Here is a 26,482-nt window from a genome sequence, read left to right on the forward strand (position 1 = left end):
ACTAGTTTCCGGGCATGACCACGCTGCTCTATGAAAATCCGGTCTTCCTGGAACACGAGGTTCCGGAAGGTCATCCCGAACGGCCGGACCGGCTGAAGGCGCTGAACCTTGCGCTCGAACATCCTAATTTCGCCGGCCTCCAGCGCATAAAGGCGACGAAGGCAAGCGAAGACCTCGTGCTGCTGGTGCATCCGGAGGAGCATCTTCGCATCGTCAAGCGCGCCATCCCCGAAGAAGGCATCAACGATCTCGAAGCCGACACCTACGCCAGTCCCTTGAGCCTCGAGGCGGCACTGACCGGCATCGGCGGTGCGGTCGAGGCGGTGGACGCGGTCTTCACGGGCAAGGCCGACAACGCTTTCGTCGCCGCGCGTCCGCCCGGCCACCACGCCGAGAAGAACAAGGCCATGGGCTTCTGTTTTTTCAACACCGTTGCGATCGCCGCCCGCCACGCACAGGTGGCGCATGGGGCCGAGCGCGTCGCGATCGTCGATTGGGACGTGCACCATGGCAACGGCACGCAGGACATTTTCTGGGACGATCCGTCGGTGCTTTTCTGCTCCACCCACCAGATGCCGCTTTATCCCGGCACCGGTGCCAAGGACGAAACCGGCGTGAAGGGCAATGTCGTCAACGCGCCGCTCTCGCCTAACACCGGCAGCGAGCATTTCCGCGAGGCATTCCGTTCCCGCGTCCTGCCGGCGCTGACCAACTTCCGGCCGGACTTCATCCTGATCTCGGCCGGCTTCGATGCCCACCACCGCGATCCGCTGGCGCAGATCAACCTTGTCGCCGAGGATTTCGACTGGGCGACCGGCCGCCTGCACGAGATCGCCGACCGCAGCGCCGGCAACCGCATGGTCAGCCTGCTCGAGGGCGGCTATGACCTGCAGGGGCTCGCCGAGTCGGCCGGCATGCATATTCTAAGACTGATGAGAGGGTAACCATGACCACCACCACGCAACCGGACGTTTCGGCCCTCTCCTTCGAGCAAGCCGTCGAAGAACTGGAGCGCATCGTCTCGGCGCTGGAACGCGGCGACGTCGCGCTCGACAAGTCGATCGAGATCTATGAGCGCGGCGAAGCTCTGAAGAAGCACTGCGAGGCGCTCTTGAAGGCTGCCGAGGACCGGATCGAAAAGATCAGGCTCGACCGCGCTGGCAAGCCGCAGGGCGTGGAACCGCTCGACGCGGAGTAACCGGCCCCGGGATTGGTCAACGTCCGGAAACGCTGCGTCTTCGCCTAGCGCCTACCCGCAACCTGCGTCAGGCGCTAGGGTCGTTCAAGACCACATGAACAACGGGAGCGTGCACCATGTCCTTCTTTCCAGGCCCCGACCCGCTCGCCGGCGACAAGCCCGCCTGCGATGCCATCGAACACCTGATCATCCCGCGCACCAGCGACATCGGCGGCCTGCAGGTTCGCCGCGCGCTGCCGACCGCCAAGCGGCGGCTCGTCGGGCCGTTCATCTTCTTCGACCGCATGGGTCCGGCCCTCTTGCGCGCGGGAGAGGCGATCGACGTTCGGCCGCATCCGCATATCGGCCTTTCGACCGTCACCTATCTGTTCGACGGCGAGATCAAGCACCGCGACAGCCTCGGCACCGAAATGGTCATCCGCCCCGGCGACGTGAACCTGATGACCGCTGGCCGCGGCATCGTTCACTCGGAGCGCTCGCCGGAAAATCAACGCGGGCACGAACGCTCGATTTCAGGACTGCAGACCTGGCTGGCGTTGCCAGACCACAAGGAAGAGATCGATCCGATCTTCGACCACACGGAACGGCACGTGCTGCCGCAGCTCAGCGACGGCGGCATCGACGCCAGGGTCGTGATCGGCAGCTTCGAAGGACAGAAGTCGCCGGTCGCCGTCTTCACCGATACGATTTATGTCGACCTCAACATCGCGCCCGGCAAGAGCGCACCGTTTGCCGCCAATTGGGAAGAGCGTGCGCTCTACATCCTGTCCGGCGATGCGATCATTGCCGGCGATCACTTCGCCGACAACCAGCTGCTGGTCTTTCGCCCGGGCGACGAAATCACCGTCACCGCCGGTCCGCTCGGCTGTCATGTCATGCTGTTCGGCGGCGCGGCACTCGGCTCGGCCCGCCACATCTGGTGGAATTTCGTGTCGTCGTCGAAGGACCGCATCGAAAAGGCCAAGGAAGAGTGGCGCACCGGCCGCTTCGACATCGTGCCCGGCGACGAGGAGGAATTCGTGCCCCTGCCGGCCGGTTGAGGACATGGGATAATGGCGACAGGTTGCCGCTTCCAGTTGCCGCATCTTTCCTTAAATCGATTTCGATTCAGGGAATCATGCGGTAGTCTCTTGGACGACGACGCAGGAAAGCCTAATTTTGCATTCAGCGACAATTGCGTCTAAAGAGCCGCTTTAACGGTACCACCAACTATCGCGCACCCGATCCGTGCGGTGCGCATGAGGCATGCAGCGTGACACAACTGCCAACCACCCCGATGCCGGCAACCCCCCTGCTCGACAAGGTGACCTTTCCCGACGATCTGAAGAAGATCGACGACAGGGATCTGCCGGAGCTTGCCGGCGAAGTTCGTGCAGAGATGATCGATGCGGTCTCGCGCACCGGCGGCCACCTCGGCGCGGGCTTGGGCGTCGTCGAGTTGACGATCGCCATCCACAAGATATTCAACACGCCGCATGACCGGCTGATCTTCGACGTCGGTCATCAGTGCTACCCGCACAAGATCCTGACCGGCCGTCGCGATCGCATCCGCACCCTGCGCCAGGAAGGCGGCCTTTCCGGCTTCACCCGTCGCGCCGAAAGCGAATACGATCCCTTCGGTGCCGCCCACTCCTCGACCTCGATTTCCGCCGGCCTCGGCATGGCCGTTGCCGCCGACCTCGACGGCAAGAACCGCAATGTCATCGCCATCATCGGCGACGGTGCGCTTTCCGCCGGCATGGCCTATGAGGCGCTCAACAATGCCGGCGCGCTCGATGCGCGCCTGATCGTCATCCTCAACGACAACGACATGTCGATCGCACCGCCGACCGGCGCGATGAGCGCCTATCTGGCACGCCTCGCCTCCGGCCGCACCTATATGGGCATCCGCGAAGTCGGCAAGAAGCTGACGGCCTACCTCGGCAAGACGGTCGACCGGGCGATCACCCGCGCCGTCGAGCACGCGCGCGGCTATGTCACCGGCGGCACGTTGTTCGAGGAGATGGGCTTCTACCATATCGGCCCAATCGACGGTCATTCGTTCGAGCACCTGTTGCCCGTGCTGCGCAATGTGCGCGACAACGCCAAGGGGCCGGTGCTGATCCATGTGGTGACGCAGAAAGGCAAGGGCTATCCACCCGCCGAAGCCGCTGCCGACAAATACCATGGCGTCAACAAGTTTGATGTCATCACCGGCGCGCAGGCCAAGGCAAAGCCGAACGCCCCCGCCTACACAACGGTTTTTGCCGAAGCCCTGACGCAGGAAGCCGGTTTCGACGACAAGATCGTCGCGATCACGGCCGCCATGCCGTCCGGCACCGGACTCGACAAGTTTGCGCTTGCCCATCCCTCGCGCTGCTTTGATGTCGGGATCGCCGAACAGCATGCGGTGACCTTTGCGGCGGGCCTTGCCTCGGAGGGCTACAAGCCGTTTGCGGCTCTCTACTCGACCTTCCTGCAGCGCGGTTACGACCAGGTGGTCCACGACGTCGCGATCCAGGGCCTTCCGGTGCGTTTCCCGATCGACCGTGCCGGCTTCGTCGGCGCCGATGGGCCGACCCATGCGGGCTCCTTCGACACCACCTATCTCGCCACCCTGCCCGGCTTCGTCGTCATGGCGGCCGCCGACGAGGCAGAGCTGAAACATATGGTGCGCACGGCTGCAGCCTATGATGCCGGCCCGATCTCGTTCCGCTATCCGCGCGGCGAAGGCGTGGGCGTCGAAATGCCGGAGCGCGGCCAGATCCTGGAAATCGGCAAGGGCCGCGTGGTCAAGCAGGGCTCCAAGGTGGCGCTGCTTTCCTTCGGCACCCGGTTGGCCGACTGTTTGATGGCCGCCGAAGATCTCGACGCGGCGGGCCTTTCGACGACGGTTGCCGACGCGCGCTTTGCCAAGCCGCTCGACCACAACCTCATCCGCCAGCTTGCGCGCCATCACGAAGTCCTGATCACCATCGAGGAAGGCGCCGTCGGTGGCTTCGCCAGCCACGTGCTGCAGTTCCTCGCCGAAGACGGCCTGCTCGACGGCGGCCTGAAGGTCCGCCCGATGGTCATGCCCGATATCTGGATGGAGCAGGCCAAGCCTGAAGCGATGTACGCCGCCGCCGGCCTCGACCGCGCCGGCATCGTCTCGACGGTGTTCAAGGCGCTCGGCCAGAAGCAGGATATCGGCATCGGCGCGGCTAGCTAAGGCTGCGCGTCCGAAGGAAGATCCGCGGATTCCGAGACAGTAAAAAACCCCGGCGATCAACCGGGGTTTTCTTGTTTCTTTCCAATGGCGATCAGAATTCCTGCCAATCGTCCTGCACCAAAGCCGCATTGCCATGCGACATGGGACGGGCGGCACTTGCCGTGCGCATCGGCGCCGGCGGCGCCGCCATCGTGCGTGCCATGGCGCGCAAATCGCTCGCGGCGACCGCGCCATTCGGGCGGCCCGGCAAGGTGAAGCGGGCGATCAGTTCACGCAGGCGGCCGGCCTCGCTGGCAAGCTGGGCACTGGCGGCATTGGCCTCTTCGACCATCGCCGCATTCTTCTGCGTCACCTGGTCCATCTGGTTGACGGCAGTGTTAACTTCGCTCAAGCCCACCGACTGTTCGCGCGCCGAAATGGCGATCGCGTCCATGTGCTGGTTGATGGTGGCCACGTGACCACCGATCGCTCTCAGCGCCTCGCCGGTATCGCGTACCAGCTTGACCCCACCTTCGACCTCGACGCTGGAATTGCGGATCAGGTCCTTGATTTCCTTGGCAGCCTTTGCCGAGCGCTGGGCAAGCTCGCGCACCTCCTGGGCAACGACGGCGAAGCCCTTGCCGGCCTCGCCCGCGCGCGCCGCTTCGACGCCGGCATTCAGTGCCAGCAGGTTCGTCTGGAAGGCGATCTCGTCGATGACGCCGATGATGTTGGAGATCTGGCCGGAAGAGCTTTCGATCCGGCGCATCGCCTCGACGGCACTTGCGACCACGACACCGGATTTGGCAGCGCTTGAATTTGCCTCGCCCGCCACGATGCGCGCCTCTTCGGCACGCCGGGTCGAGCTCGTGACGTTGGCGGTGATCTCGTCGAGGGCGGCCGCGGTCTGCTCAAGCGATGCGGCCTGCTGTTCCGTGCGCCGCGACAGGTCGTCGGCACTTTCGCTGATTTCGCGCGAGCCGCCGTCGATCGAGCCGCTGGAATCGGCGACCGCCGCCAGCGCATCGCCGAGCCGTGACACGGCCGAATTCAGATCATGACGCAGTTGCTCGAAATCCGGCGCAAAGGGCTCGGTCAGTTGAAAGGCGAGATCTCCGGCCGCCAGGCGCTGCAGGCCCCCGGCAAGACCGGAGGTTGCCTGGCGAAGGCGCGCCTGTGCCGCGGCTTCGGCTTCCTCCTGCAGGCGCGCCCGCTCTGCATCGGCACGCGTGCGGTTTTCCGCGGCTTCCGCCTCCAGCCTCTGGTTGGCGATCGCCGCCTGCCTGAAGATTTCGACGGCGCCGGCCATTTCGCCGATTTCATCCTTCCGGCCGGCATAGGGAATGGCAGATGCGGTATCGCCATCGGCGAGGCGCGTCATCGAACGGGTAGTCGCCACGATCGGCTTGGAAATCGTCCGGCCGACGAGGAAGACCGTTGCGGCGATGATGGCGATGGCCGCCAGGACCGCGCCAAGCGCGATTTTCTCGGCGAAATGCTGCATCGCTGCACTTTCGGTCTCGGCCTCAGCCTTCTCGGCCCCGATCGCCGTCGCCATCTGCTCGAAGATCGGTTCGACGGTCGAAAAGGTCTCCGACATCCGCGTGCGCAACGCAGTCTCGCTTTCAGCCAGCGCGGCGTAGTCCGCAAAGGCGACGCTGTAATCCTCCAATGCCGCCAAGATCTTGGCCTGGTTTTCCTTGCCGCCGAACGTCTCGGCTGGGAAACCCGCGAAGGCCTTCACCTCTTCGACATGCTTCTCGACGTATTTGTGATCGCGCCGCATGATGAAGTCTTTCTCGTGGCGCCGCATCGTCAGCATGCTGGCCTGCAGTCCCTTGTCCGAAACGGACTTCAGCGCCTCCTCAATCGAGTGAACGGCAGCACGCATCACGCCCTCCTTGCCGGCTGACGGCTCGAGGCCGAGCGTGCGGTTGGCGTCGGCCACCGCCACGAACTCGCCGAGGTAGCGCTCGTAGCCCTCGGAGATCAGCTTGAGTTGCGACAGCGTCGACTGGCTGGACAGTAGCTTGCCGAGAGCGGCGATCGTCTCACTCGCCTTGGCGGCGATTTCCTGATGCGAGGCAGCGTATTTCTCCTGCCGCCGCAGCAAGAAGTCCTTCTCTGCGCGACGGTTCTGCAGGAGCTGGCTTTCAAGCACCAGGAGTGTGCGATCCGCGTCCCTATGGGCCTGCACCTGCCGGCGGTAGTCCTCCTCTATGCTCCGCTCCACGAGGAAGATGGCGACGATGGCGAGAATGCCGGCGACAGCGATGGGCACGAGCAGGCCGATGCGGTGCGAAAGCCTGAGATGGAAGCGGGACATGCGGGAAACTCCTTGCGCCGGGCGGCGTCAGGTCGGGGATGATCAGATGTGTCGGGAGGTCCGATTTGGAGCGGAGGGCCCACATCATGCAGGCTGCGACATTGGGCCAAAGTGCCACGCATCATTTAAGGACACGTGAATATTCATCTATGTCCTTAGGGGTCTTGCCACCATGTCTTTGCCGCCGTTCCGAGCCGTCCCGCAGCGAAGGGGCTTGCCATAAGGCCGGCAAGGCTCCATGAGAAACACATGTCAGAAGAACGCCAGAATGAAGAACACAAGAACAGAGTCCGTCTCGACCAGCTGCTGCTCAACACAGGACTGGTCGCCAGCCGCGCCCGCGCCCGCGACGCGATCCAGCGCGGCACGGTCAAGGTCGACGGCCGCACGGTCACCAAGCCGTCGTTGGCCTTTGCCGAGAGCGTGACCATCACCATCGATGACCCGGCGCAGGACTATGTCTCGCGCGCAGCGCTGAAGCTTGCCGCAGCGCTCGATCATTTCGCACTCGATCCCGCCGGTGAAAGCTGCGTCGATATCGGCGCCTCCACCGGCGGCTTCACCGAAGTGCTTCTGAAGCGCGGCGCCGAGCATGTGGTCGCCATCGATGTCGGCCATGGTCAGATCCATCCGCGCATCTCCGGCGATCCGCGCGTCACCAGCATCGAGGGCCTCAACGCCCGCGCGATGACCGAGGACGACATCGAGAACCGCGACGTCACCTTCATCGTTTCCGACGTTTCCTTCATTTCGCTGAAGCTTGCCTTGCCGCCGGCGCTTGAGATGGCGCTTCCCGGCGCGCATTGCATCCTGCTGGTCAAGCCGCAGTTCGAAGCCGGTCGCGATGCCATCAGCAAGGCTGGCCTGCTGAAGGATCCCGATAGCGCGCCGGCGGTCGCCGCCGAGCTCGAGCGCTGGCTGGTCGAAGACATGGGCTGGCAGAGCCTCGGCCTGATTCCCTCGCCGATATCAGGCGGCGACGGCAATGTCGAATTCCTGCTGGCCGGGAAAAAGCCATGAGCACCCAGACCCTGACCATCGCCCGCCTGGGCGCGCAGGGCGACGGCATCGCCGAGACCGAGGCCGGCCCCGTCTATGCGCCTTTCACGCTGCCGGGCGAAAGCGTGGCGCTTGCCGTCAACAAGTCTCAAGGCACACTGATCTCGCTGCGCGAAGCATCCCCGGACCGCGTCGAGCCCCGCTGTCGCCACTTCGGCCCGGACGGTCAGAACGGCACCTGCGGCGGCTGCACGCTGCAGCATGCCGCCGATGGTCTTTACCAGACCTTCAAGCGCGGTCTCGTGATCAGCGCCTTGAAGTCGAAGGGGTTGAAGCCTGATGTCGCGCCACTGATCGTCGCCCATCCCGGCGAGCGCCGCCGCGCCGTCTTCACGGCCCGCAAGACCGAGAAGGACCTGCTTCTCGGCTTCAACCAGGCGGAAAGCCATCACATCGTCGCGATTTCGGAATGTCCCGTCGCGAGCCCGGGCATCGTCTCGCGGCTCGCCACCATCGGCAAGATCGGCGCGGCCATGGCCGTCAATGCCGAACCGTTCCGCATCACTGTTCTCGAAACGCTTTCGGGCCTCGACCTCTCCGTCGATGGCATCAAGGGATTTGGCGACCGCGAACGCCGGCGCACCGTCGAAACGGTTCTCGGCGAACGTGGCATCGCCCGCGTCAGCCTCAATGGCGAGATCATCGTCGAACCGACGAAGCCGGTGATCGAATTCGGTGGCGTCGCCGTCTCGCCGCCGCCCGGCGGCTTCACCCAGGCAACGCTTGCCGCAGAAGAGGCGATGGCGGCGCTGGTGCTCGATCATATCGGCAAGGCCAAGCGCGTTGCCGACCTGTTTGCCGGCAGCGGCACATTCGCGCTGCGCATCGCCCGCAAGGCGCGGGTGCACGCGGTCGAAGGCGATGACAAAGCGCTGAAGGCGCTCGACTTTTCCGCCCGCAACACGCAAGGGCTGAAGCCGGTGACGATCGAGAAGCGCGATCTCTTCCGCCGCCCCGTCATGGCGCAGGAACTCAAGGTCTACGACGCCATCGTGTTCGATCCGCCCCGCGCGGGCGCCGAAGTGCAGTGCCAGGAGATCGCCCGCTCCGGCGTCAAGAAGGTCGTCGCCGTCTCCTGCAATCCGATAACGCTTGCCCGCGATCTCGCGATCCTCGTTGCCGCCGGTTACCGCATCACGTCGGTCACGCCGATCGACCAGTTCCTCTGGTCGGCCCATGTCGAGGCCGTCGCAACGCTCGAGAAATAGGAAGGGCCCGGGAGACGGGGCGTGAGATTGCCGACCTACACAGGGTCACCGCTGATCCACATCGCCTTCCCCCCGTCATGCTCGGGCTTGACCCGAGCATCCAGACCAGCGCCTCGAATGCCATGCACGTTTCTCCACGGGAACTGGATCCTCGGGTCGAACCCGAGGATGACGAGATGAGAGGTTGGCGTCCGACGTCAGCACTACCAGCAAACAAAAGGCCCGGTTTCCCGGGCCTTTTGTTTGCGTTGGGTTTGAAGCGGCTGCCATACTGAATCATGGCAACGCCTTATCCCTCTGTTTTTGCGTCATTCTGCCAGCGGCGCGAGAACTGCGCTAGGTTCAAGCCGCGCGACGGCGACCACCGTTCCCGGCGTAAGCACCTTGCGCATTGCCGAGGTTGAACTGGGCGAGAAGCGCATTGAGCGAGGCGGCTTCCGAAGCCAAGCCGTGGCTTGCCGCTGTCTGCTCTTCCACCATCGCCGCGTTCTGCTGCGTGCCCTGGTCCATCGTGTTGACCGCCGTGTTGATCTCCTGAAGCCCCGTCGACTGTTCGCGCGTCGCCGTGACGATCGCGCTCACATGCTTGTTGATCTCCTGCACTTCGGCGACGATCGTTTCCAGCGCCTTGCCGGTATCGCCGACCAGCGTCACGCCGCTGCGCACCTGGTTGCCCGAGGTCGTGATCAGCGCCTTGATCTCCTTGGCCGCATTGGCCGAGCGCTGGGCAAGCTCACGCACTTCCTGGGCAACGACAGCAAAGCCCTTGCCGGCCTCACCGGCACGGGCCGCCTCGACGCCGGCGTTCAGCGCCAGAAGGTTGGTCTGGAAGGCGATGTCGTCGATGACGCCGATAATGTTGGAGATTTCGCCCGACGACTTTTCGATCGCATGCATTGCCTCGACGGCATTGGCTACGACCTCGCCGGACTTCTCGGCGCCAGTACGGGTGCGGGCGACCAGCGCACCGACTTCCTCCGCGCGGCGGGCGGAATCCTTGACGGTGGTGGTGATCTCTTCGAGGGCCGCTGCCGTCTCTTCGACCGAGGCTGCCTGCTGTTCGGTGCGGCGGGCCAGATCGTCGGCGGCCGAACGGATTTCCGTTGCACCGGCATCGATGCCGCGGGCGTTCGCCCCGACGGCGCAGAGCGTGTCGTGCAGCTTGGCGACCGAGTTGTTGAAGTCGGCGCGCAGCCGGTCGAGACGATCGGCAAACGGATTGTCGATGCGGTAGGCGAGATCGCCCTCGGCCAGGCGGCCAAGACCAGTTGCCAGACCATCGACCGCCTGCTGCACTTCGGCCGCATCACGGGCATCGCGGGCCTGGCGCTCCAGACGCTCGCGCTCCGACAGCGAACGGTTTGCATCAGCCTCGTCTTCGAGACGGGCGCGCTCGACCGCATTGGCGCGGAAGACGGCAACGGCGGCGGCCATCGAGCCGATCTGGTCGCGGCGGTCTTCGCCGGGGATTTCGACCTCGAGGTTGCCGGCCGCAAGCCTCTCCATCGCGCCGGTCATGTCGGTGACCGGGCGGATGACCAGGCGGTTGAGGAAGGTTGCAAGGAAGACGAGCATGACGCCGACGGCGAGAATGGTCGCGACCGTCGCGGCAATGCGGAACTGGTCGATGGCGGAATAGGCGACATCGGCGTCGATGACGAAGCCGACATACCACTCGACCGAAGGCAGACCCTGAACCGGGACGAAGCTGACGATCATCGGCTTGCCGTCGAGTTCGGTGTTCATGATGCCGGAGCCGATCGTCGGCGTGTCGTTCGGGAAGGCATCGGAGAGCGTCTTGGTGACGAGCTTGGAATCCGGATGGACGAGGATCTGGCCGTCCTTGTTGGCGAGGAAGGCAAAGCCCTCACCGCCGACGTCGATGCCCTTGACCATCGATACCAGCGTTTCCAGCGAGAAGTCGCTGCCGGTGACGCCGTAAAGCTTGCCGTCGCGCTTGACCGGAACGGCAGCGCTGATGATGAGGTCGCCGGTCGAGGCGTCGACATAGGGCTCGGTGAGAACGCGTGCGTCGGCCTTGACGGCCTGCTGGTACCACGGGCGCTGGCGCGGATCGTAGCCGGCGGGCATCGGATTGTCCGGCCAGGTGATGAACTTGCCGCTCTCGTTGCCGACATAGGTCGAGATGAACTCGTTCGTCAGTACGTCGTTCTTGAGGATCGGCTGGACGCCGTTGTCGTCGGTCGCACGACCGGCGGCGTCGGCCACCATCGCCGTCAATGTAACGCGGCCGTTCAGCCACTTGGCAACGCTCTGTGCCGCCTGGACGCCGGAGGACGCGATGTTTTCTTCGACCGCCTTGGTGGTGGTATCGTGCTGAAGCGTGTCGATATAGACGGAAAAGCCGGCAAACGCGGTGACAACGACACAGGACGCGGCGACAAGAATGCGCGTCATGAGGTTCGATCGCTTGGACAAGATGGGCTCCTAACAGGGGCCGGCGTGCTTCGCCGGACATGAGCTCTCGATGATTTTCGCGCGCAGCATCGCTCAACCGCCGGAATGGTGGTTGGTCAAGCCTCGGGAAAACGTTGAACATGCCAAAAAGGCGGGGCCAGCCATGCCTCATGCGGCCGGGGCCACCCTCATGAGGGTAGGCCTATCGCGCCGCACGCTAGCGATCGCTATTTAAGAAGCGATTAAAATTGACATATGCAAGTTCGGGATGCCGGCAGCAACGCGATCTTCACAATGGGGCGGCTAAAAGGCCGCCCCGACTTTGCTTGTCCCAACGTGGGGAAACGGCGCCGCAAAACGTCCGAAAGCATGCAGCGATCGCTGCAGCGCCGCGCGTCAAATATGACGCGCAAAGGACGCTGTAACGCTTGAATCCTGCTGCATAATTTTCTCCTTAAATCGATTCCGATTTAAGGAATTATGCAGTAGGCTTCGACTATTGCGCTTTAAGCTCTTGTTTTTCTTGCGCATGTCGTTGTCGCAAAACCGCTGCGCACTTTTGCGCGCCATGCTTCAGCGACGCATGAATGCCTCGAAGGCCGCCCTTGCCTCGGCACTTTTCAGCTGCGCCGCGAAATGCTTCGCCTCTTCGTCGATGCGCGCAATCACGTCGCTGCGATCACCACGGACGAGATCGCGGGCGATCCGCAGGGCCTCCGGCGGCTTCTTGGCAAGGCGCGCGGCGAGTGACAGCGTCTCTTCCTCGACAGCATCCTGGCCGACGATCTTCCAGATCAGCCCGGCCTCGAGCGCATCGCGCGCCTCCAGCGGCTCGCCGGCGGCAAGCAGCGCGAAGGCGCGCTGATGCCCCATGATACGCGGCGCGATCAGGCTCGATGCCGCTTCCGGCACCAGGGCCAGATCGACGAAGGGCGTCTTGAAGACCGAGCGGGCGGAAGAGATCGTCAGGTCGCAATGCAGGTGGATCGTCGTGCCGATGCCGATCGCGAGCCCGTCGACACCGGAGACGACCGGCTTGGCCGCGCTCGCCAGCGCTTTCAGAAAATCGATGACCTCCGTGCCCATGCTGCCCCCCATGGCAAACGCCAGAAAGTCGGCCATGTCGTTGCCGGCGGAAAAGCACCCATCGGTGCCAAGAAACGCGGTAACGCGAACGGCGGGATCGCTACCGGCGACGGTCAGTGCGTTGGTCATCTTCGCGTACATGTCGCGCGTGATGGCGTTCTTCTTTTCCGGCCGGTTGAGGCGGATGACCTGGACACCCGGATAGGCATCCGGACGTTCGACAAGCACCTGGTCGGTCATGATCTTTCCTCTCAACCCAAGACGGCGCGCGCGGCAGCGAGGCTGTCGGCGCCGGTAACGACACGATCCTTCAAGGCGGAAGTTTCCGCCAGCATGTTTTCCGCGGCAAAGCGGCTGAGAGCGATGCGCTGCTCGTCCTTGCCGTCGGACGCTTCGGCGAGACCGCCCTTGGCGAGATAGACGCCGGTCAAGGCGAGGCCGAACAGGCGCTGATAGGCGGTAGCGCCGGCGAGCGCTTCGGTGAGCTTGCCGGCCGAAACAGCCGCAAGCAGCCATTCGGTCGCGTCGGAGAGATCGTCGAGCGCAGCATCGAGCCGGGCTGCCGTGTCGCCGAAACCGCCCCGGTTCGACGCGCGGACCGCCGTCCCGATCTCGCGCAATTCGGCAATAAACCCGCGGACATGCTCGCCGCCCGAAAGCGGCAGTTTGCGGGTGACGAGGTCGATCGCCTGGATACCGTTGGTGCCCTCATAGATCGGGGCGATGCGCGCGTCGCGCAGGTAACGGGCGGCACCGGTCTCCTCGATGAAGCCCATGCCGCCGTGCACCTGGATGCCGAGCGAGGCGACATCGACGCCGGCATCGGTGGCGAACGACTTGGCAATCGGCGTCAACAGGCTGGAGCGCTCCTGCCAATGCCTGGCCTTGTCGCCGTCTGTCGCATGGCCCATGTCCACCGCATGGGCACAGGCATAGGCGATGGCGCGCGACCCTTGCGTCAGGGCCTTCATCGTCAGCAGCATGCGGGCGACATCGGGGTGCTCGATGATTGGGCTCATGCCCTGGCCGGACCAGCCGGGAGCCTTGCCCTGCGTGCGTTCCTTGGCAAAGGCGATCGCCTTCTGGGTGGCAGCGTCTGCGATCGCGACGCCCTGCATGCCGACGGCAAGCCGGGCGTTGTTCATCATCGTGAACATACAGGCAAGGCCGCGGTTCTCCTCGCCGATGAGGTAGCCGATAGCACCTTTCTCGGCGCCGAATTTGCCGTCGCCATAGATCATCGTGCAGGTCGGCGAGCCGTGGATGCCGAGCTTGTGCTCGAGCGAGTGGCAGAACAGATCGTTGCGTTCGCCGAGCGAGCCGTCGGCGTTCACCAGGAACTTCGGCACGAGGAACAGCGAAATGCCCCTGGTGCCCGCAGGCGCGTCCGGCAGCCGCGCCAGAACGAGATGGACGATATTGTCGGTGAAGTCGTGTTCACCCCAGGTGATGAAGATCTTCTGGCCGAAAATGCGATAGGTGCCGTCGTCGCGGCGCTCGGCCCGCGTCTTGAGAACACCGAGATCGGAGCCGGCATGCGGCTCCGTCAGGTTCATGGTGCCGGTCCATTCGCCGGACACCATCTTCGGCAGGTAGGTCGCCTTCAGCGCCTCCGAGCCGTGCTTCTCCAGCGCGTCGACAGCGCCCATGGTCAGCGTAGGGCCGAGCGCGAAAGCCATCGAGCCGGCGTTCCACATTTCCATGGCCGCGACATGCAGCATATGCGGCAGGTTCTGGCCGCCGAATTCTTCCGGCGCCGTCAACCCGTTCCAGCCGCCGCCGATCCAGTTGTGATAGAGATCACGCCAACCGTCCGGCGTCTGAACCTTGCCATCGACCAGGCGCGAACCCTGCCTGTCGCCGACGTCGCCGAGCGGCGCCACTTCCTCCGTCGCGAAACGGCCGGCTTCTGACAGGATCGCATCCACGAGATCCTCCCCGAGGTCGCCAAGGGCGCCGCTTTCCAGCGCGCCGGCCATGCCGGCCACGTGCTTCAGCGTGAATGCAATCTCGTCAACGGGTGCCTTGTACATGATGATCCTCCCAGATACCGGAGCGCTTTCGCAGCTTCCGGCGCATCTTCGTTTGGCCGAACACTATTGATTTTTACGTAAACGTCAACGTCAATTCAGCCCCTGTGGCGATGGCTGCCGGCCAAGACAGCCCTGTAACAAAACTGTCATCAACGACGCATAGAAGCCAGTAACGATGGCCCTCGCCAAGGCGTTCAAATGAACCTGATTTCCCCTGAGATACCCGGCCTCGTCTGGGCTTACCGCTTTCTGCCGGGCGAAAGCCGATGCCAGCGCATCGCCAACGATGCCTCGATTGACGGCCTGCTCAAGGGCGACGGCTGGATCTGGCTGCATCTGGCACTTTCGGACGCCCGCACGCCGGCGCTCATCGAGCGGATCGGCAACCTGCCGCCAACCGCCGTAACGACGCTGACCAGCCACGACACCCAGGCCGCCATCACCGTTTCCGACGACATCGTGCACGGAACGCTGGTCGATTTCGAACGCACCTTCGATGCGGTGACGAAGACGATCGGCTGGCTGCATTTTGCCGTCAGCGACAGGGTGATCATCACCACCCGGCTGCATCCGCTGCGCAGCATCGACCGGGTGAAGGCCGCGGTCGAAAAGAGCACCAAATGCGCCCGGCCGATAGACCTCTTCGAGATGCTCGTCGTCGAGTTCCAGCGGACGCTGATCTCGCTGGTGCTCGAACTGACCGAAGAACTGAACGTCATCGAAGATCATGTCTATGGTGAGGCCGGTCACCGGCAGCAGCCGGGCCTTGCGCCCTTGCGCCGGACGGTGGTTCGCCTTCACCGGCATCTGCGCACGATCCTTGCTTTGCTTCGCCGCGCCGGCGCTTCGGAGGAGGACGAGGTGCCGCCCGGTTTCATCGACGTCACCGAGCGCCTCTCCGATCGGCTCGAGGCCGTCGACCGCGACGTCTTCGCGCTCCAGGAGCGCGCTAGGTTGCTGCACGAGGAGATCGACAGCAAGATTTCGTCCGAAACCAACCGGCACCTCTACATTCTGTCGCTGATGACGGCCTTCCTGTTGCCGCCGACGCTGGTCACCGGTTTCTTCGGCATGAATACGGGTGCCCTTCCCTTCGCCGATGGCAGCGGCACGCTGTATGCGGCGCTGTTCATCGCGCTTTCCATAGGCCTTGCCTGGTGGATCCTCAGGCGGATCGGCATTCTTTAGCCGCTCCCGGAATGACAAAGGCCGGGGTCACGCCCCGGCCTTCTCCAACATCCCGCCTTAGCTATAGGGCGAGTAGCACTGCCGGCGCGGGGCGCCATAGGGCTGATAGGTGTTGTCGTAAGCCCTGTACGAGCGATAGCGGTCGTAGCACCACTGAACATGGCGATTGGGGTAATTTGTCGGCGGTCTAGCGATCGCGCCACCGATGATCACGCCGGCTCCGAAAGCAGCCATCGGATACCACCAGCCATTGTAGTAACGATAGCCCGGGCGGCGATAGTTGTAGCCGCGATAGCCATTGTAATAGTAATACCCGCCGCGACGCTCCATGCCGGGACGACGATACTGAATCTCAGTGGCATCCGTCTGTCGCTCAACACGTGGCGGCGTCGGCATGAAGGCCTGCGACGGTGCGGCCGAGGTCACCAAGACCGCAACGGCGATCACTGCGGAGAACCACTTGCCTGTCATTGTCTTCATCAAATCCTCCATAAAGGGCTCCGTGCGTCGCTCCTGACGCGTGCGGATCGGCATGACAACTCCACTTTTGCGCGATTTCATCCCCGTGTCGATACCGATCCGGGGACATTCCTCAGCCGTGCCCCAACTGGTAAAAACCGAAATCGCCTCACAACGCATAAGTGACGGGTTTTGTTCCATGTTCGGCATCCGGGCCAACCCTTGCGCCCGCGCCGGCGCACGCTTGAGCCAAGACGCGATCGAGCGCGTGGAAGCTGTAAAAAAGTGGCGCATCGACCGGCCAAATGCGCCGACAACCGTCCGAAAGAAGCTCCTGATATACAGCCGTAGGTCTGTATACATTCGCACCCGTCTCAAGCACAGTCGCCATGGGGACTGGGATTTACGATCAATTAACTGTCAATTAACTGTAGTGTCGGCAATCTCATTGAATGGCTAAGCGGTATATCTCCACCTTAAGGATGATTCTGCGCCTCGCGACCCTTCTGGGTCTGGCTTTCGCGGCGGCGAATGCACGCGCCGGCGAGCTGGAGCCCTGGAAATCGAAATCAAACGCCATCATCGTCGATGCCTATGAGATGAACAGCATCGACTGGGAGGCAATGCTGGCGGACAAGCGCATCTCCGGCTTCATCGCCAAGGCCTCCGACGGCTTGCCGGAAAGCTTCTCGTGCACCGGCGACCATGGCGGCGACACGGTCGCCCACTGCAAGACGATGTGGCGAAAGTACGCGGTCAGCCGCGAGCTCTACCAGACACGGCGGATGCTCGCCCGCTCCCATGGCTTGCTGTGGGGCGCCTATCATCTCGCCCGCCCGGGCAATCCGGTCGATCAGGCCAATCACTTTCTCGACTATGCCGATCCGCGCGACGACGAGTTGATGGTGCTCGACCTCGAGGGTATCGATCACGAAAAATACATGTCGCTCGAAGATGCAGCGATCTTTGCCGGACACATCAAGACCCGCACCGGCCGCTACCCGATGCTTTACACCAACCACGTCACGGCGAAGTACATCGCGGCAAACCGCTCCAAACATCGCCTGCTGTCGCGGCTTCCGCTCTGGTATGCCCGCTACAAGCCGGATATCCGTCAGGTTTTCCCGATGGGCAACTGGAACAGCTATGCGCTGTGGCAGTTCTCGTCGGGGATCAATTGCGGCAAACGCCGCTGTCCCTACCGCGTGCCCGGCACGCTCGACGACATCGACGTCAATGTCGCGGCGATGAACAGGACCGCGTTGCGATCGATCTGGGCCGGTGGGACGTTGCTGCCCGAAAAGCCAATGCCGTTGATTTTCGTAGCCATGGCCGATGAGGGGGCCGGCACATCCAGCGCTGCCGAGGCAGCGGCTACAATCGAAAGCCAACCCTTGCTCGTCAGCCGTGCCCAAGCTGTGAGCGCAGCCGGTGAAGGCGTCGACATGATGGCGACCGGATCGATCGATTTCGGCCGACACGACCGCGCGGTGCGGCTGGCGGCCAGCCGCTGATGGGCCGGCCGCGGGGAATACGCCCCCCGCGACCGTCACCACTGTCAGGCTTCGATCTGCACGTCTCCGAGCGGCCGGGAGCAGCAGGCAAGGATGTAGCCCTCGTCGATTTCGTCGTCGAGAATGCCGCCATTGTGGTTCATCTCGACCTCGCCGGCGACCTTCATCACCCGGCAGGTTCCGCAGATGCCGCCTTCGCAGGCCGCACCGATCCTGACGCCATTGGCCCGCGCCGCCTGCAGGATGGTCTGGCCGGGCCTGGCCTCGATCTCCTTGCCGCTCATGGTGAAGACCACCTTGGCACCTTGCGCGTCGGCGTCGGCTGCCGCCCCTGCCCTGACTGCGATCTCCTCGGCTGCCGGTGCTGCGGCCGGCTGGAAGCTTTCCTCGTGGTAGCGGCTCATGTCGAAGCCGGCCGCCTTCAAGAGCTCGCGCACGCCGCGCATGAACGGTTCCGGACCGCAGCAGAAAACCGTACGCTCCATGAAATCGGGCGCAAGCAGCGGCAGCTTGGCGCCGTCGATGCGACCGCGCAGCCCGTGCCATCCGTGCCGGGCCTCATGCCCCTCGACCACAAATCCGAGGTTCAGGCCGGACATCTGGCGCGCCAGCACTTCGAGCTCCGAGCGAAACAGAAGATCGTCCGGCCGTCGGGCGCAGGAAATGAAGGTGACGTCGGTCTCGGGAATGCAGTCCGCCATCCACCGCGTCATCGACATCATCGGCGTGACGCCGGAACCCGCCGATATGAAGAGATATTTTTCGCCGGGATGCCGCACGAAGCTGAAATCGCCGAGCGGGCCGAAGGCTTTCAGCCGCATGCCGGGCTTCAGATGATCAAACATCCAGCGCGTGCCGATGCTGTCAGCCTGTGCCTTGACGGTGACAGCGATCGACAGCGGCCGGGAGGGCGTCGACGACAGGGTGTAGGTCCGCATCACCGGATCGTCGCCAGCGACCGGTAGTTCGAGCGTGACGAACTGCCCGGGCAGATAGCGGAACCAGGCCGGCTTCTCGGGCCGGAAGGTAAAGGTCATCACATCGGCGGTCTCGACGACCGCCGATGTGCATTCGAGCATATGCTGCCTGTCGATCCAGACATGAAGCTCATCGAAGTGATGAAACGAGGATGCCATCTGCATGTCAGGCGACCCGGAAGAGCGGTGCAGCGGCGCCCTGCAGGCGCTGTTCCATGAACTTGCAGTACCACTCGACGAACTGCATCACGCCGCCTTCGTGATCGGGCGAATAGGGGCCGGGCTGGTAGGCCGGAGAACGGATGCCGAAGGCGTTCTCCTCGACGATCTGCCGGTCCTGGTCGTTGGTCTCGGTCCAGACATGCGTCAGTTCCTCGAGATTGTAGTCGACACCTTCGACGGCGTCCTTGTTGACCAGCCACTTCGTCGTCACCTGCGTCAGCTCGGGCCCGAGCGGCAGGACGCGGAAGGTAATGGCATGGTCGGCCAGCACATGGTTCCAGGTCGACGGATAATGGAAGAGCAGGAGCGTGCCGATATGCTTCTGGCTGACGTCTGCAGACAGCTGCCGCCGCACGGCGCGGGCACCGGACAGGGTGTAGCTCTCGGCATCATCGATCAAGGGCATGCGCGCCGAGCGGAACTGGCCGGTATCCGACATGCGGAACTCGCTCGGCAGACCGGCCGCTTCGCACTTCGCCCAGTGCGCGGCAATGACCGGATCATCCTTGGCGCCCTGCACACCGGTCGCCGTCGGCGCTTCAGGATAGGTGCGGCAGAGTTCGGGATGATTTGCGGCGCAATGGTAGCACTCGCGGTTGTTTTCCCAGACGAGCTTCCAGTTGCCCTTCTCGATGATCGTGCTTTCGAAGGCGACCTTGGTTTCGCCGAGACGATGCGGGGCGAGATAGGGCGCGACCATGTCGCGGAACGGGGCGAAATCCATCGGCTGTTCGGACAGATTGATGAAGATGTAGCCGCCGACCGTCTCGCAGTGGATCGGCTTCAGGCCGTGGGCGGCCTTGTCGAAATCCTCACCCATCTGACGGGCGAAGAGCAGCGTACCATCAAGCTCGTAGGTCCACTGGTGATAGGGACAGACGAGCTTGGCCGAGGAGCCCTTGTGCTGCGAGCAGACGCGAGAGCCGCGATGGCGGCAGGAGTTGTGCAAAGCGCGGATCGTACCCTGCCGGTCACGGACGATAACGACGGGATAGTCGCCGACCTGGACGGTGAAATAGTTGCCGGCGCGTGGGATCTCGCAGTCATGGCCGATGAACAGCCAGTCCTTGTACCAGATGCTTTCGAGATCCTGCCTGTAGTAGTCGGGGTCGGTATAGAAGGCCCGGTCGAGGCTGTAGCCGTCGCGTCGACCCTTCAGCTTGCGGAGCATATCGCCCTTGATGTCCATGTCCTGTCCTCGTTCGCCTTGTTTCGGAGAGGCAGGACTGGAACCCGCGCAGGCGCATTGCCTGTGCGATCACGGCTCCGATCCGGCTGCCCGCCGCAACCCGTTACGGTCTATTCGCGTCAAGGCTGGTTTCCGGGCTCAGGAGCCGTCCGCAAGGACCAGCCCGGCGCCTTCCCGGACGATACCGTCCAGTGGCTTTGTGCCGAGGCTTTCGCTCCACCACCGTTGCGGGGGCAGCGCCGGGATTTGACCGGCTTCCCAATTCTCCGCCCTCCCTAAAAGGCGGCACCTTGAGTAGGGATATCTAATCGCGGAGCCCGCCGTCGCAACTGCCGATTAACGACATCCGATTCCAGAAAGACGACACCGCCCATCGAGTGTCCGAAACGCCTCATGCTTGATCATTTTTCATTGTAAACAATGGGATAGATCAAGGATTGGGCAATTGTCGCTTTTTCCGGCAAGGCTTGCGTGAAAGCGCGTGACCTTCGCCAGTTTGCGACATGCCTTCTCGTTTCGCTGAGGCGGATCCCCACACGTGCGTGAAATCTTCCATTAACCATAATGCATTAGCGTCGCCTGACGGAGAAACCGGCCGAACCGGCAAACAGCGCATTGAAGTTCATGGCAAAGCTCAAATACTACGACGCCGCAGCCGAGAAGCTGCCCACGATCGCTCCGAAAGTGGCGGCCCATACGGAATTCCTGCGCACCGGCCGGATCGATCGACGCCAATGGTCGCAGCGCGAACGGCGTTATCTGAGCTATGACGAGGTTGCCGCGCGCACCGGCCACAAGCTGACGACCGCTGGCGAAACGACGCACAAGCGGATCAACGGCTTCCATACCTCGATCCAGTTTCCGAAGATGATCTTCCACCGCACGCTCGCCGGCCGGCCGCATCTGGGCTATTGCCATGTGACGGCGGCCAGGACGCATCTCGCCCAATCCAAGGACGTCACCTGGTCGTTCTATTTTGCCAACTTCTTCTGCGACCTCGGCGACGAAAAACACTTCTTCGAACGCATCCAGACGGGCTATTCCCGGATGTATTTCGCCGTCGCCATCGAACCCGATGCGCAGGAGGGTCAGATGACCATCAATCGCAGCGTCCGCGACAACGGGTTGATCTTTCGCACCGACGACCCGAAGGTTGCGCTCAAGAATGTCCTGATGCTCGGCGCGCGCGACGAGGCACTGAGGCGCATCATCCGCAGTCTTTGAACAGCCGACCCGCATCCCTTGAAGAAAATCGTTCTGTTTTCGACGTGGCTCCTTTAAGGAAGCCTCGGAAAGGGAAACGGAAACGACATGGCCGAAATCATCGATACACGGACCGAGCCGGAACGGGCGATCGAGCGTGCCTGCACCGTGCTTGCCGAAGGCGAGCCCGTCGCCATCCCCACCGAGACGGTCTACGGCCTGGCAGCGGATGCCACCAATCCGGATGCAATCAGCCGCATCTATGAAATGAAGGGGCGTCCGCGCTTCAACCCGCTGATATCGCACGTGTCCGATATTGCGATGGCCGAAGCCCATGTGACATTCGACCCATTGTCCCGGCGTCTGGCCGAAGCCTTCTGGCCTGGACCGCTGACATTGATCCTGCCCCAGCGCGCTGCAAGCTCCGTGCATGCGCTCGCCTCGGCCGGCCTCGACACGCTCGGCATCCGCATGCCGGACGGTTTCTCCCGTCGGGTGATCGCCCGTTTCGGCCGCCCGCTCGCCGCCCCGAGTGCCAATACCTCGGGCAAGATCAGCCCGACCAGTGCTGCCCATGTTGACGCCGATCTCGGCCCACGCCTCAAGCTCATTCTCGACGCCGGCTCGGCGGAGATCGGCCTTGAATCGACGATCATCAAGGTTGAGGACGGGGCGCTGCATCTGCTGCGTCCGGGCGGTCTCGACGTCTGCGAAATCGAAAAATTGACGGGCCTTGCCGTCTCGAGGCCCGAGAGCGCCGGAGCGACGATCGAGGCGCCTGGCATGCTCGCCTCGCATTACGCGCCGGGTGCGGCGGTACGGCTTGCGGTCGGCGACGTGCGCCCGGGAGAAGCCCTGATCCGCTTCGGCAATGCAGCGCTGCCGGGCGAAGAACACGCCGCGATCGTGCTGGACCTCAGCCCGGCAGGCAGCCTGCGCGAGGCGGCTGCCAATCTTTTCGACTATATGAAGAGGGCGGACGCCAGCGGTGCCGCAACCATCGCCTTCGGCCCGATCCCTTCCGAAGGGTTGGGCGAGGCGATCCTCGACCGGCTGCAGCGTGCGGCCGCCCCCAGAGACTGATCGACCGACACTGAAGCGCCGGCGGGCGCATTTGCGAAGGCAGGGCCATGACGACGACGCTCCCCTCTCCCGAACTGATCGCCTCCTTCATCGACATCGTCGGCAGCGCCAATGCGCTGACGAACCCGGGAGACCTTGCGCCCTATCTCATCGAATCCCGCGGGCTCTATAAGGGCACCACCCCCATGGTGCTTCGCCCCGGTTCCGTCGAGGAAGTGTCGCGCATCATGAAGCTTGCAACCGTGACCCGAACGGCAATCGTTCCGCAGGGCGGCAACACCGGCCATGTGGCGGGTCAGATCCCGCGCGAAGGCAAGGCCGATATCGTCCTGTCGCTGCAAAGGCTGAACCGGATTCGCGATCTCGACCCCGTCGGCAATGTCATCGTTGCCGATGCCGGCTGCATCCTCGCCGACATTCAAAAGGCGGCCGACGACAACGACAGGCTGTTTCCGCTTTCGCTCGGGTCGGAAGGCTCGGCCCGCATCGGCGGCAACCTATCGACCAATGCCGGCGGCACGGCAGTGCTTGCCTATGGCAACATGCGCCAGCTTTGCCTGGGCCTTGAGGTGGTGCTACCGACTGGCGAAATCTGGGACGGGCTGCGGCGGCTGAAGAAAGACAATACGGGCTACGACCTGCGCGATCTGTTTATCGGTGCCGAAGGCACGCTTGGCGTGATCACCGGCGCGGTGCTTAAGATGTTTCCGAAGCCCCTTGGCCATCAGGTAGCCTTTGCCGGCGTCGGCAGCGTCGAGCATGCGCTGGCTCTCTTCGACAAGGCGTCAAGCCTCTGCGGGACCGCGCTCACCGGTTTCGAACTGATGCCGCGGCTTGGTGTCGAGTTCACGACGAAGCACATTCCTGATGTGCGCGATCCGATGGAAACCGTTCACCCGTGGTATGTGCTCATCGACATTTCCACCTCCGACTCCGCCGAAAGCGCCGAACGCATGGTGCATGAACTGCTGGAGCAGGGCATCGTCGCCGGTCTTGTCGAAAATGCGGTGATTGCGACCAGCGAAGAACAGCGCAAGGCCCTGTGGCACATGCGCGAAAGCATGTCGCCGGCGCAGAAGCCGGAAGGCGGCTCGATCAAGCATGACGTTTCCGTTCCCGTTTCGAGCATTCCGGCCTTCATGAAAGAGGCCGATACTGCCGTCATGCGGGCGATGCCGGGCGCGCGCATCTGCTCCTTCGGCCATATGGGCGACGGCAACATTCACTACAACATCTCGCAGCCCGTCGACGCCGACAAACAGGCCTTTCTCGATCGCTGGCGGGAAATGAACGCCATCGTTCACGGCATCGTGCTGAAATACAACGGCTCGATCTCGGCCGAACACGGTATCGGGCAGTTGAAGCGCGACGAACTCGCCGCCGTTCGCCCAGAGATCGAGATCGAGCTGATGCGCCGCATCAAGCACGCCTTCGACCCGGCGGGCATCATGAACCCCGATAAGGTGCTGCGGGCGGACTGACGGCGCTGTTTACCGGCCGCCGGCTCTGAGTTGTGCCAGCGAAAACAATGCGTCGGCGCTGATGCCGCCGCCGCTGCCGCCCGTCAGGATGGCAAGCCCCGGATTGACGTCGGTGTTGTTCTCGACGTCGTAAAGCGCGGTGAAGCGCTTCAGCAGCTTTTCGAGCTCCTGCGGATCCTGTAGGTCCTTGATGTCCATCAGGCGTTCGATGTAGGCGGCCTGCATCTCGATCTTGGCGCTCGCCAAGCCCTCGGGCATGCTATAGGCGGTTCGAATGACCTGCATCAGCGCGTTGTCGGCGAGCAGGTCGTAGGGCGTGGTGATTTCCGGTGCCTTGCGCTTGAAATAAAGCGCCAGCCGAACGCCGGCATTGTCCTCGCCCTCGCTCTCCTCAAGCGTCTGGTTGAGGTAGAGGTCGAACGTCATGGTGAGCCCACGCCGCGTCTGTATCTGCCCGGCTTCGCCAGTGACGATCTTTCCGTCCTTGTCGAAGTTGAAGCCGGAAACGACCTCGCGATATTTCAAGCCGTTCGGATCGGTATTGATGAAGCTCTTGCGATCGTTGAGGTCGGAGGTGAACATCTGCTTGAGGTAATCGGTGTTGACACCTTCCGGGTCGATGCCAGCGCCAATCAGCACGATATCGACGAGCCGCTTGTCCTTGAGCAAATCGTCGAGCGTCTCGATTTTCTGGATCTGCGTCGTATAGTACTTGCTTTCCTCTTCCGCTTTCGTCTTGGCGACCTTCTTTTCGTCCTCCGTGCCGAAGCGCGATTTCTCGACGATGTATGCCTTGGCAGTATTGACGATGTCGGCCTCGTTCTGCACCAGCTTGGGTGAGCCGAGCGTACCGTCCGCGTTGAAATTGAAAGCCTTCACCAGCTTGATATAGCGTTCGTCGCGCAAGGAATTGGCGTAGCTTGCCGGATTGTTGAGATCGCTCGTCAGAATCTGCTTCAGCTCGCGCGGCGTCAGATCTTCGTTTTCAAGGCCAAAGGCACTGAGCACGAAGGACCGCAATTCGCTGTTGCCCACGAGGTCATCTACCTTGGTCATGGACTTGATCTGCAACTTGTAGCGACTGATCTTGCCTTCGTCCGCTGCGTCGTCAGCGTCGTTGTAGTGGACCATGTAACCATTGGTGGTCGTACTGGTCTGTTCGGCCGTCTGTGCCTTGGTGCCCGCCGGCAGCGTGCCGTCGGGCTGGAAGTTGAATGCCGCGAGCAGAGCCTTGTAGGCCTTGTTGTACTCACCGCCGAACTTGTTCACGTAGCTGTTCGGATCGTTGATGTCGCTGGTGAGAATGTTCTCGATCGTCGCGTTCACGGTCGTGGTGGGCAGGCCGAAAGCGTTTCGGACGTAGTCCGCGAGGCGCGGGTCGGCCACAAGCTCGGCGACGGTCGTGATGGAACCGATCTTCTGTTCGAAGTAATCGCGGTTGAGGATGGCTCCGGAAGGGGTCAGGCGTGGACTGCTGAAGATGTGCGCGTCGTTCAGCATCTTCTTCTTTTCGTCGGTGATCGCCTTGCCGCCCGCAGGAACGCTGCCATCGGCTTCGAAGTTGAAGGCCCCGTTTATCTGCCGATAGGCGTCGAGCATGCTGATCTGCCTGTTCAACATGCTTACTTCGGTCGAAAGCTCGTTCGCCAATGCGGTCGTTTCGCTACCGACCGGCGGCAGCTTGGTGTTGAGGTCAGCGACGATGGCGTTCTTCGCGTCGATCTGGGCCTGGATCGCCGGCTTGTCAGCCTCCGCAGCAGCGGCGAGCTGAGCCGTCAGCGTGTCGATGTCCTGCATTGCAGTTGCACGCGTCTCGAGGTCGGTCAGCGTCTTCATGGCTTCGGTGCGCCGGGTCTGCGCCGCGGTCTGGGAGTTGGCCAGATCCGCCGGCTCGCTGGTCAACGCGTACCTGACCTGATCATAGGAATAGTTACGCGTGTCGATGCCAAAGATGTTGAATGCATATGAACGCAGCCGTTCATTTCCAAGGAATTGATCGACGTTGGTGACGAGATCCATCGCCGCATTGAAATATGCGTTGTCTCCTTTGAGAACAGTGTCGAGATTGGCGACCCGTTCGTTATAGAGACCGATCAGTGCATCCTGCTGCGCCGTCGTCTGTGCGGCGGCCGACGATGTGCTGAAGCTGAACGCCTCGGCAAAGTTGCGATAACGATCATCCGTCAGGCGGTTGGCAAAGCTGTCCTTGTCCTTGAGGTCGCTTTCAAGCACCTTGCGCATGAAGGCCTTGGCATAGGCCATGTCTTCGAGACCGTGTGCCTTCATGGCATAGGAATAGAGACGGTAGTCGTCGAGGAACTCGTCGACCGTTTTCACGTTGCCGATATTCTCCTTGTAGTACTCGGCCTCGCGGGCGACCAGCGGCCGGTCGGCAACACGATTGAGACTGGTTCTCAAGTCGCTCGTGATCCGGCTGTAGTTGAGATAGGTCGAAACCATGCCTGCTGCCCCGTCGCTTACCCAGGGGCGGGTCGCACCAATCCCCCGAAACAGAATTCTGACGCGACATGATTGCACGACAGGCTTGTGTGTGGCTTTTCGCCGGCCACCGCCCGGCCAATGCCAAAAATGCGAGCCCCCGCGTTGACGAAACGGAAACCTTGGCCGCTCGGCTTTTGCTAACCATCGAAAAACGCAAAGTTTTCTTA

At 62.9% G+C, this 26,482-nt stretch carries 19 protein-coding genes and 1 riboswitch; of the genes, 11 read left to right on the forward strand and 8 right to left on the reverse strand.

Annotation, left to right across the window (positions count from 1 at the left end; all coding sequences use genetic code 11):
* Positions 1 to 14: 14 nt before the first annotated feature.
* The 4 genes from BC360_RS12685 to dxs all read left to right on the forward strand — a co-directional run bounded on the left by BC360_RS12685 (position 15) and on the right by dxs (position 4,388).
* Complete coding sequence (locus BC360_RS12685; RefSeq protein WP_065795408.1) at positions 15 to 944, forward strand: histone deacetylase family protein; 930 nt, start codon at positions 15 to 17, stop codon at positions 942 to 944.
* 2 nt (positions 945 to 946) lie between these two features.
* Complete coding sequence (locus tag BC360_RS12690; protein WP_025426149.1) at positions 947 to 1,198, forward strand: exodeoxyribonuclease VII small subunit; 252 nt, start codon at positions 947 to 949, stop codon at positions 1,196 to 1,198.
* A 116-nt stretch (positions 1,199 to 1,314) separates the two neighbouring features.
* A complete protein-coding gene (locus tag BC360_RS12695) occupies positions 1,315 to 2,238 on the forward strand; it encodes a pirin family protein (protein ID WP_065782701.1) in 924 nt (307 codons plus the stop codon).
* A gap of 212 nt (positions 2,239 to 2,450) precedes the next feature.
* The gene (dxs, locus tag BC360_RS12700) at positions 2,451 to 4,388 is read left to right on the forward strand and encodes a 1-deoxy-D-xylulose-5-phosphate synthase (protein ID WP_139110008.1); all 1,938 of its coding nucleotides are present in this window, start codon (positions 2,451 to 2,453) and stop codon (positions 4,386 to 4,388) included.
* 91 nt (positions 4,389 to 4,479) lie between these two features.
* Here the strand turns inward: dxs and BC360_RS12705 are convergent, their stop codons facing one another.
* A complete protein-coding gene (locus tag BC360_RS12705) occupies positions 4,480 to 6,693 on the reverse strand; it encodes a methyl-accepting chemotaxis protein (RefSeq protein WP_244512717.1) in 2,214 nt (737 codons plus the stop codon).
* Between the two features lie 249 nt (positions 6,694 to 6,942).
* Between BC360_RS12705 and BC360_RS12710 the strand changes: the two genes are divergently transcribed.
* Positions 6,943 to 7,713: a TlyA family RNA methyltransferase gene (locus tag BC360_RS12710; RefSeq protein WP_065795410.1), complete on the forward strand. Its 771-nt coding sequence runs from the start codon at positions 6,943 to 6,945 to the stop codon at positions 7,711 to 7,713.
* On the forward strand, positions 7,710 to 8,960 hold the full coding sequence (locus tag BC360_RS12715; protein WP_065795411.1) for a class I SAM-dependent RNA methyltransferase: 1,251 nt from the start codon (positions 7,710 to 7,712) through the stop codon (positions 8,958 to 8,960). The genes BC360_RS12710 and BC360_RS12715 overlap by 4 nt, the downstream gene beginning before the upstream one ends.
* Before the next feature lie 342 nt (positions 8,961 to 9,302).
* Here BC360_RS12715 and mcpU read toward each other — a convergent pair whose 3' ends face one another.
* From mcpU to BC360_RS12730, 3 genes are all read right to left on the reverse strand, one after another.
* Positions 9,303 to 11,378, reverse strand: coding sequence for a methyl-accepting chemotaxis protein McpU (gene mcpU / locus BC360_RS12720; RefSeq protein WP_244512726.1), 2,076 nt, complete (start codon positions 11,376 to 11,378; stop codon positions 9,303 to 9,305).
* 573 nt (positions 11,379 to 11,951) lie between these two features.
* A complete protein-coding gene (locus BC360_RS12725; protein ID WP_065795413.1) occupies positions 11,952 to 12,704 on the reverse strand; it encodes a crotonase/enoyl-CoA hydratase family protein in 753 nt (250 codons plus the stop codon).
* Positions 12,705 to 12,715: 11 nt separating this feature from the next.
* The gene (locus BC360_RS12730; protein WP_065795414.1) at positions 12,716 to 14,497 is read right to left on the reverse strand and encodes an acyl-CoA dehydrogenase; all 1,782 of its coding nucleotides are present in this window, start codon (positions 14,495 to 14,497) and stop codon (positions 12,716 to 12,718) included.
* A gap of 198 nt (positions 14,498 to 14,695) precedes the next feature.
* Here BC360_RS12730 and BC360_RS12735 point away from each other — a divergent pair, with 198 nt between their 5' ends.
* Positions 14,696 to 15,685 carry a transporter gene (locus BC360_RS12735; protein WP_065782715.1) on the forward strand — a complete coding sequence of 330 codons (990 nt, stop codon included), beginning with the start codon at positions 14,696 to 14,698 and terminating at the stop codon, positions 15,683 to 15,685.
* A gap of 57 nt (positions 15,686 to 15,742) precedes the next feature.
* Here the strand turns inward: BC360_RS12735 and BC360_RS12740 are convergent, their stop codons facing one another.
* The gene (locus BC360_RS12740; protein ID WP_065783034.1) at positions 15,743 to 16,156 is read right to left on the reverse strand and encodes a BA14K family protein; all 414 of its coding nucleotides are present in this window, start codon (positions 16,154 to 16,156) and stop codon (positions 15,743 to 15,745) included.
* 440 nt (positions 16,157 to 16,596) lie between these two features.
* Here BC360_RS12740 and BC360_RS12745 point away from each other — a divergent pair, with 440 nt between their 5' ends.
* Positions 16,597 to 17,658: a glycoside hydrolase family 25 protein gene (locus BC360_RS12745; protein ID WP_065795415.1), complete on the forward strand. Its 1,062-nt coding sequence runs from the start codon at positions 16,597 to 16,599 to the stop codon at positions 17,656 to 17,658.
* 44 nt (positions 17,659 to 17,702) lie between these two features.
* Here the strand turns inward: BC360_RS12745 and BC360_RS12750 are convergent, their stop codons facing one another.
* Positions 17,703 to 18,800, reverse strand: coding sequence for a hybrid-cluster NAD(P)-dependent oxidoreductase (locus BC360_RS12750; RefSeq protein ID WP_065782717.1), 1,098 nt, complete (start codon positions 18,798 to 18,800; stop codon positions 17,703 to 17,705).
* Position 18,801: 1 nt separating this feature from the next.
* The gene (locus tag BC360_RS12755) at positions 18,802 to 20,046 is read right to left on the reverse strand and encodes an aromatic ring-hydroxylating oxygenase subunit alpha (RefSeq protein WP_065795416.1); all 1,245 of its coding nucleotides are present in this window, start codon (positions 20,044 to 20,046) and stop codon (positions 18,802 to 18,804) included.
* 105 nt (positions 20,047 to 20,151) lie between these two features.
* A riboswitch (cobalamin riboswitch) is annotated at positions 20,152 to 20,354 on the reverse strand.
* Between the two features lie 316 nt (positions 20,355 to 20,670).
* Between BC360_RS12755 and BC360_RS12760 the strand changes: the two genes are divergently transcribed.
* The 3 genes from BC360_RS12760 (at position 20,671) to BC360_RS12770 (ending at position 23,813) form a co-directional block, all read left to right on the forward strand.
* Positions 20,671 to 21,270 (forward strand): DUF6656 family protein, encoded by a 600-nt coding sequence (locus BC360_RS12760; protein WP_065795595.1) that lies wholly within the window; start codon positions 20,671 to 20,673, stop codon positions 21,268 to 21,270.
* A gap of 87 nt (positions 21,271 to 21,357) precedes the next feature.
* Positions 21,358 to 22,332 carry an L-threonylcarbamoyladenylate synthase gene (locus tag BC360_RS12765; RefSeq protein ID WP_065795417.1) on the forward strand — a complete coding sequence of 325 codons (975 nt, stop codon included), beginning with the start codon at positions 21,358 to 21,360 and terminating at the stop codon, positions 22,330 to 22,332.
* A gap of 47 nt (positions 22,333 to 22,379) precedes the next feature.
* The gene (locus BC360_RS12770; protein WP_065795418.1) at positions 22,380 to 23,813 is read left to right on the forward strand and encodes an FAD-binding oxidoreductase; all 1,434 of its coding nucleotides are present in this window, start codon (positions 22,380 to 22,382) and stop codon (positions 23,811 to 23,813) included.
* Between the two features lie 9 nt (positions 23,814 to 23,822).
* On the opposite strand, the gene BC360_RS12775 is transcribed toward BC360_RS12770, so the two are convergent.
* Positions 23,823 to 26,273: a DUF1217 domain-containing protein gene (locus BC360_RS12775; RefSeq protein WP_065782721.1), complete on the reverse strand. Its 2,451-nt coding sequence runs from the start codon at positions 26,271 to 26,273 to the stop codon at positions 23,823 to 23,825.
* Positions 26,274 to 26,482: the final 209 nt, after the last annotated feature.

Origin of the sequence: Ensifer sp. LC163 (assembly GCF_001695855.1) — a bacterium.
Classification (GTDB): domain Bacteria; phylum Pseudomonadota; class Alphaproteobacteria; order Rhizobiales; family Rhizobiaceae; genus Ensifer.

Excerpts from the sequence above, each read along its gene's own strand:
- BC360_RS12685 (WP_065795408.1), top strand. The coding sequence starts at position 15 with ATGACCACGCTGCTCTATGAAAATCCGGTCTTCCTGGAACACGAGGTT.
- BC360_RS12690 (WP_025426149.1), top strand. The coding sequence starts at position 947 with ATGACCACCACCACGCAACCGGACGTTTCGGCCCTCTCCTTCGAGCAA.
- BC360_RS12695 (WP_065782701.1), top strand. The coding sequence starts at position 1,315 with ATGTCCTTCTTTCCAGGCCCCGACCCGCTCGCCGGCGACAAGCCCGCC.
- BC360_RS12705 (WP_244512717.1), bottom strand. The coding sequence starts at position 6,693 with ATGTCCCGCTTCCATCTCAGGCTTTCGCACCGCATCGGCCTGCTCGTG.
- BC360_RS12710 (WP_065795410.1), top strand. The coding sequence starts at position 6,943 with ATGTCAGAAGAACGCCAGAATGAAGAACACAAGAACAGAGTCCGTCTC.
- BC360_RS12715 (WP_065795411.1), top strand. The coding sequence starts at position 7,710 with ATGAGCACCCAGACCCTGACCATCGCCCGCCTGGGCGCGCAGGGCGAC.
- mcpU (WP_244512726.1), bottom strand. The coding sequence starts at position 11,378 with ATGACGCGCATTCTTGTCGCCGCGTCCTGTGTCGTTGTCACCGCGTTT.
- BC360_RS12725 (WP_065795413.1), bottom strand. The coding sequence starts at position 12,704 with ATGACCGACCAGGTGCTTGTCGAACGTCCGGATGCCTATCCGGGTGTC.
- BC360_RS12730 (WP_065795414.1), bottom strand. The coding sequence starts at position 14,497 with ATGTACAAGGCACCCGTTGACGAGATTGCATTCACGCTGAAGCACGTG.
- BC360_RS12735 (WP_065782715.1), top strand. The coding sequence starts at position 14,696 with ATGAACCTGATTTCCCCTGAGATACCCGGCCTCGTCTGGGCTTACCGC.
- BC360_RS12740 (WP_065783034.1), bottom strand. The coding sequence starts at position 16,156 with ATGACAGGCAAGTGGTTCTCCGCAGTGATCGCCGTTGCGGTCTTGGTG.
- BC360_RS12745 (WP_065795415.1), top strand. The coding sequence starts at position 16,597 with ATGGCTAAGCGGTATATCTCCACCTTAAGGATGATTCTGCGCCTCGCG.
- BC360_RS12750 (WP_065782717.1), bottom strand. The coding sequence starts at position 18,800 with ATGCAGATGGCATCCTCGTTTCATCACTTCGATGAGCTTCATGTCTGG.
- BC360_RS12755 (WP_065795416.1), bottom strand. The coding sequence starts at position 20,046 with ATGGACATCAAGGGCGATATGCTCCGCAAGCTGAAGGGTCGACGCGAC.
- BC360_RS12760 (WP_065795595.1), top strand. The coding sequence starts at position 20,671 with ATGGCAAAGCTCAAATACTACGACGCCGCAGCCGAGAAGCTGCCCACG.
- BC360_RS12765 (WP_065795417.1), top strand. The coding sequence starts at position 21,358 with ATGGCCGAAATCATCGATACACGGACCGAGCCGGAACGGGCGATCGAG.
- BC360_RS12770 (WP_065795418.1), top strand. The coding sequence starts at position 22,380 with ATGACGACGACGCTCCCCTCTCCCGAACTGATCGCCTCCTTCATCGAC.
- BC360_RS12775 (WP_065782721.1), bottom strand. The coding sequence starts at position 26,273 with ATGGTTTCGACCTATCTCAACTACAGCCGGATCACGAGCGACTTGAGA.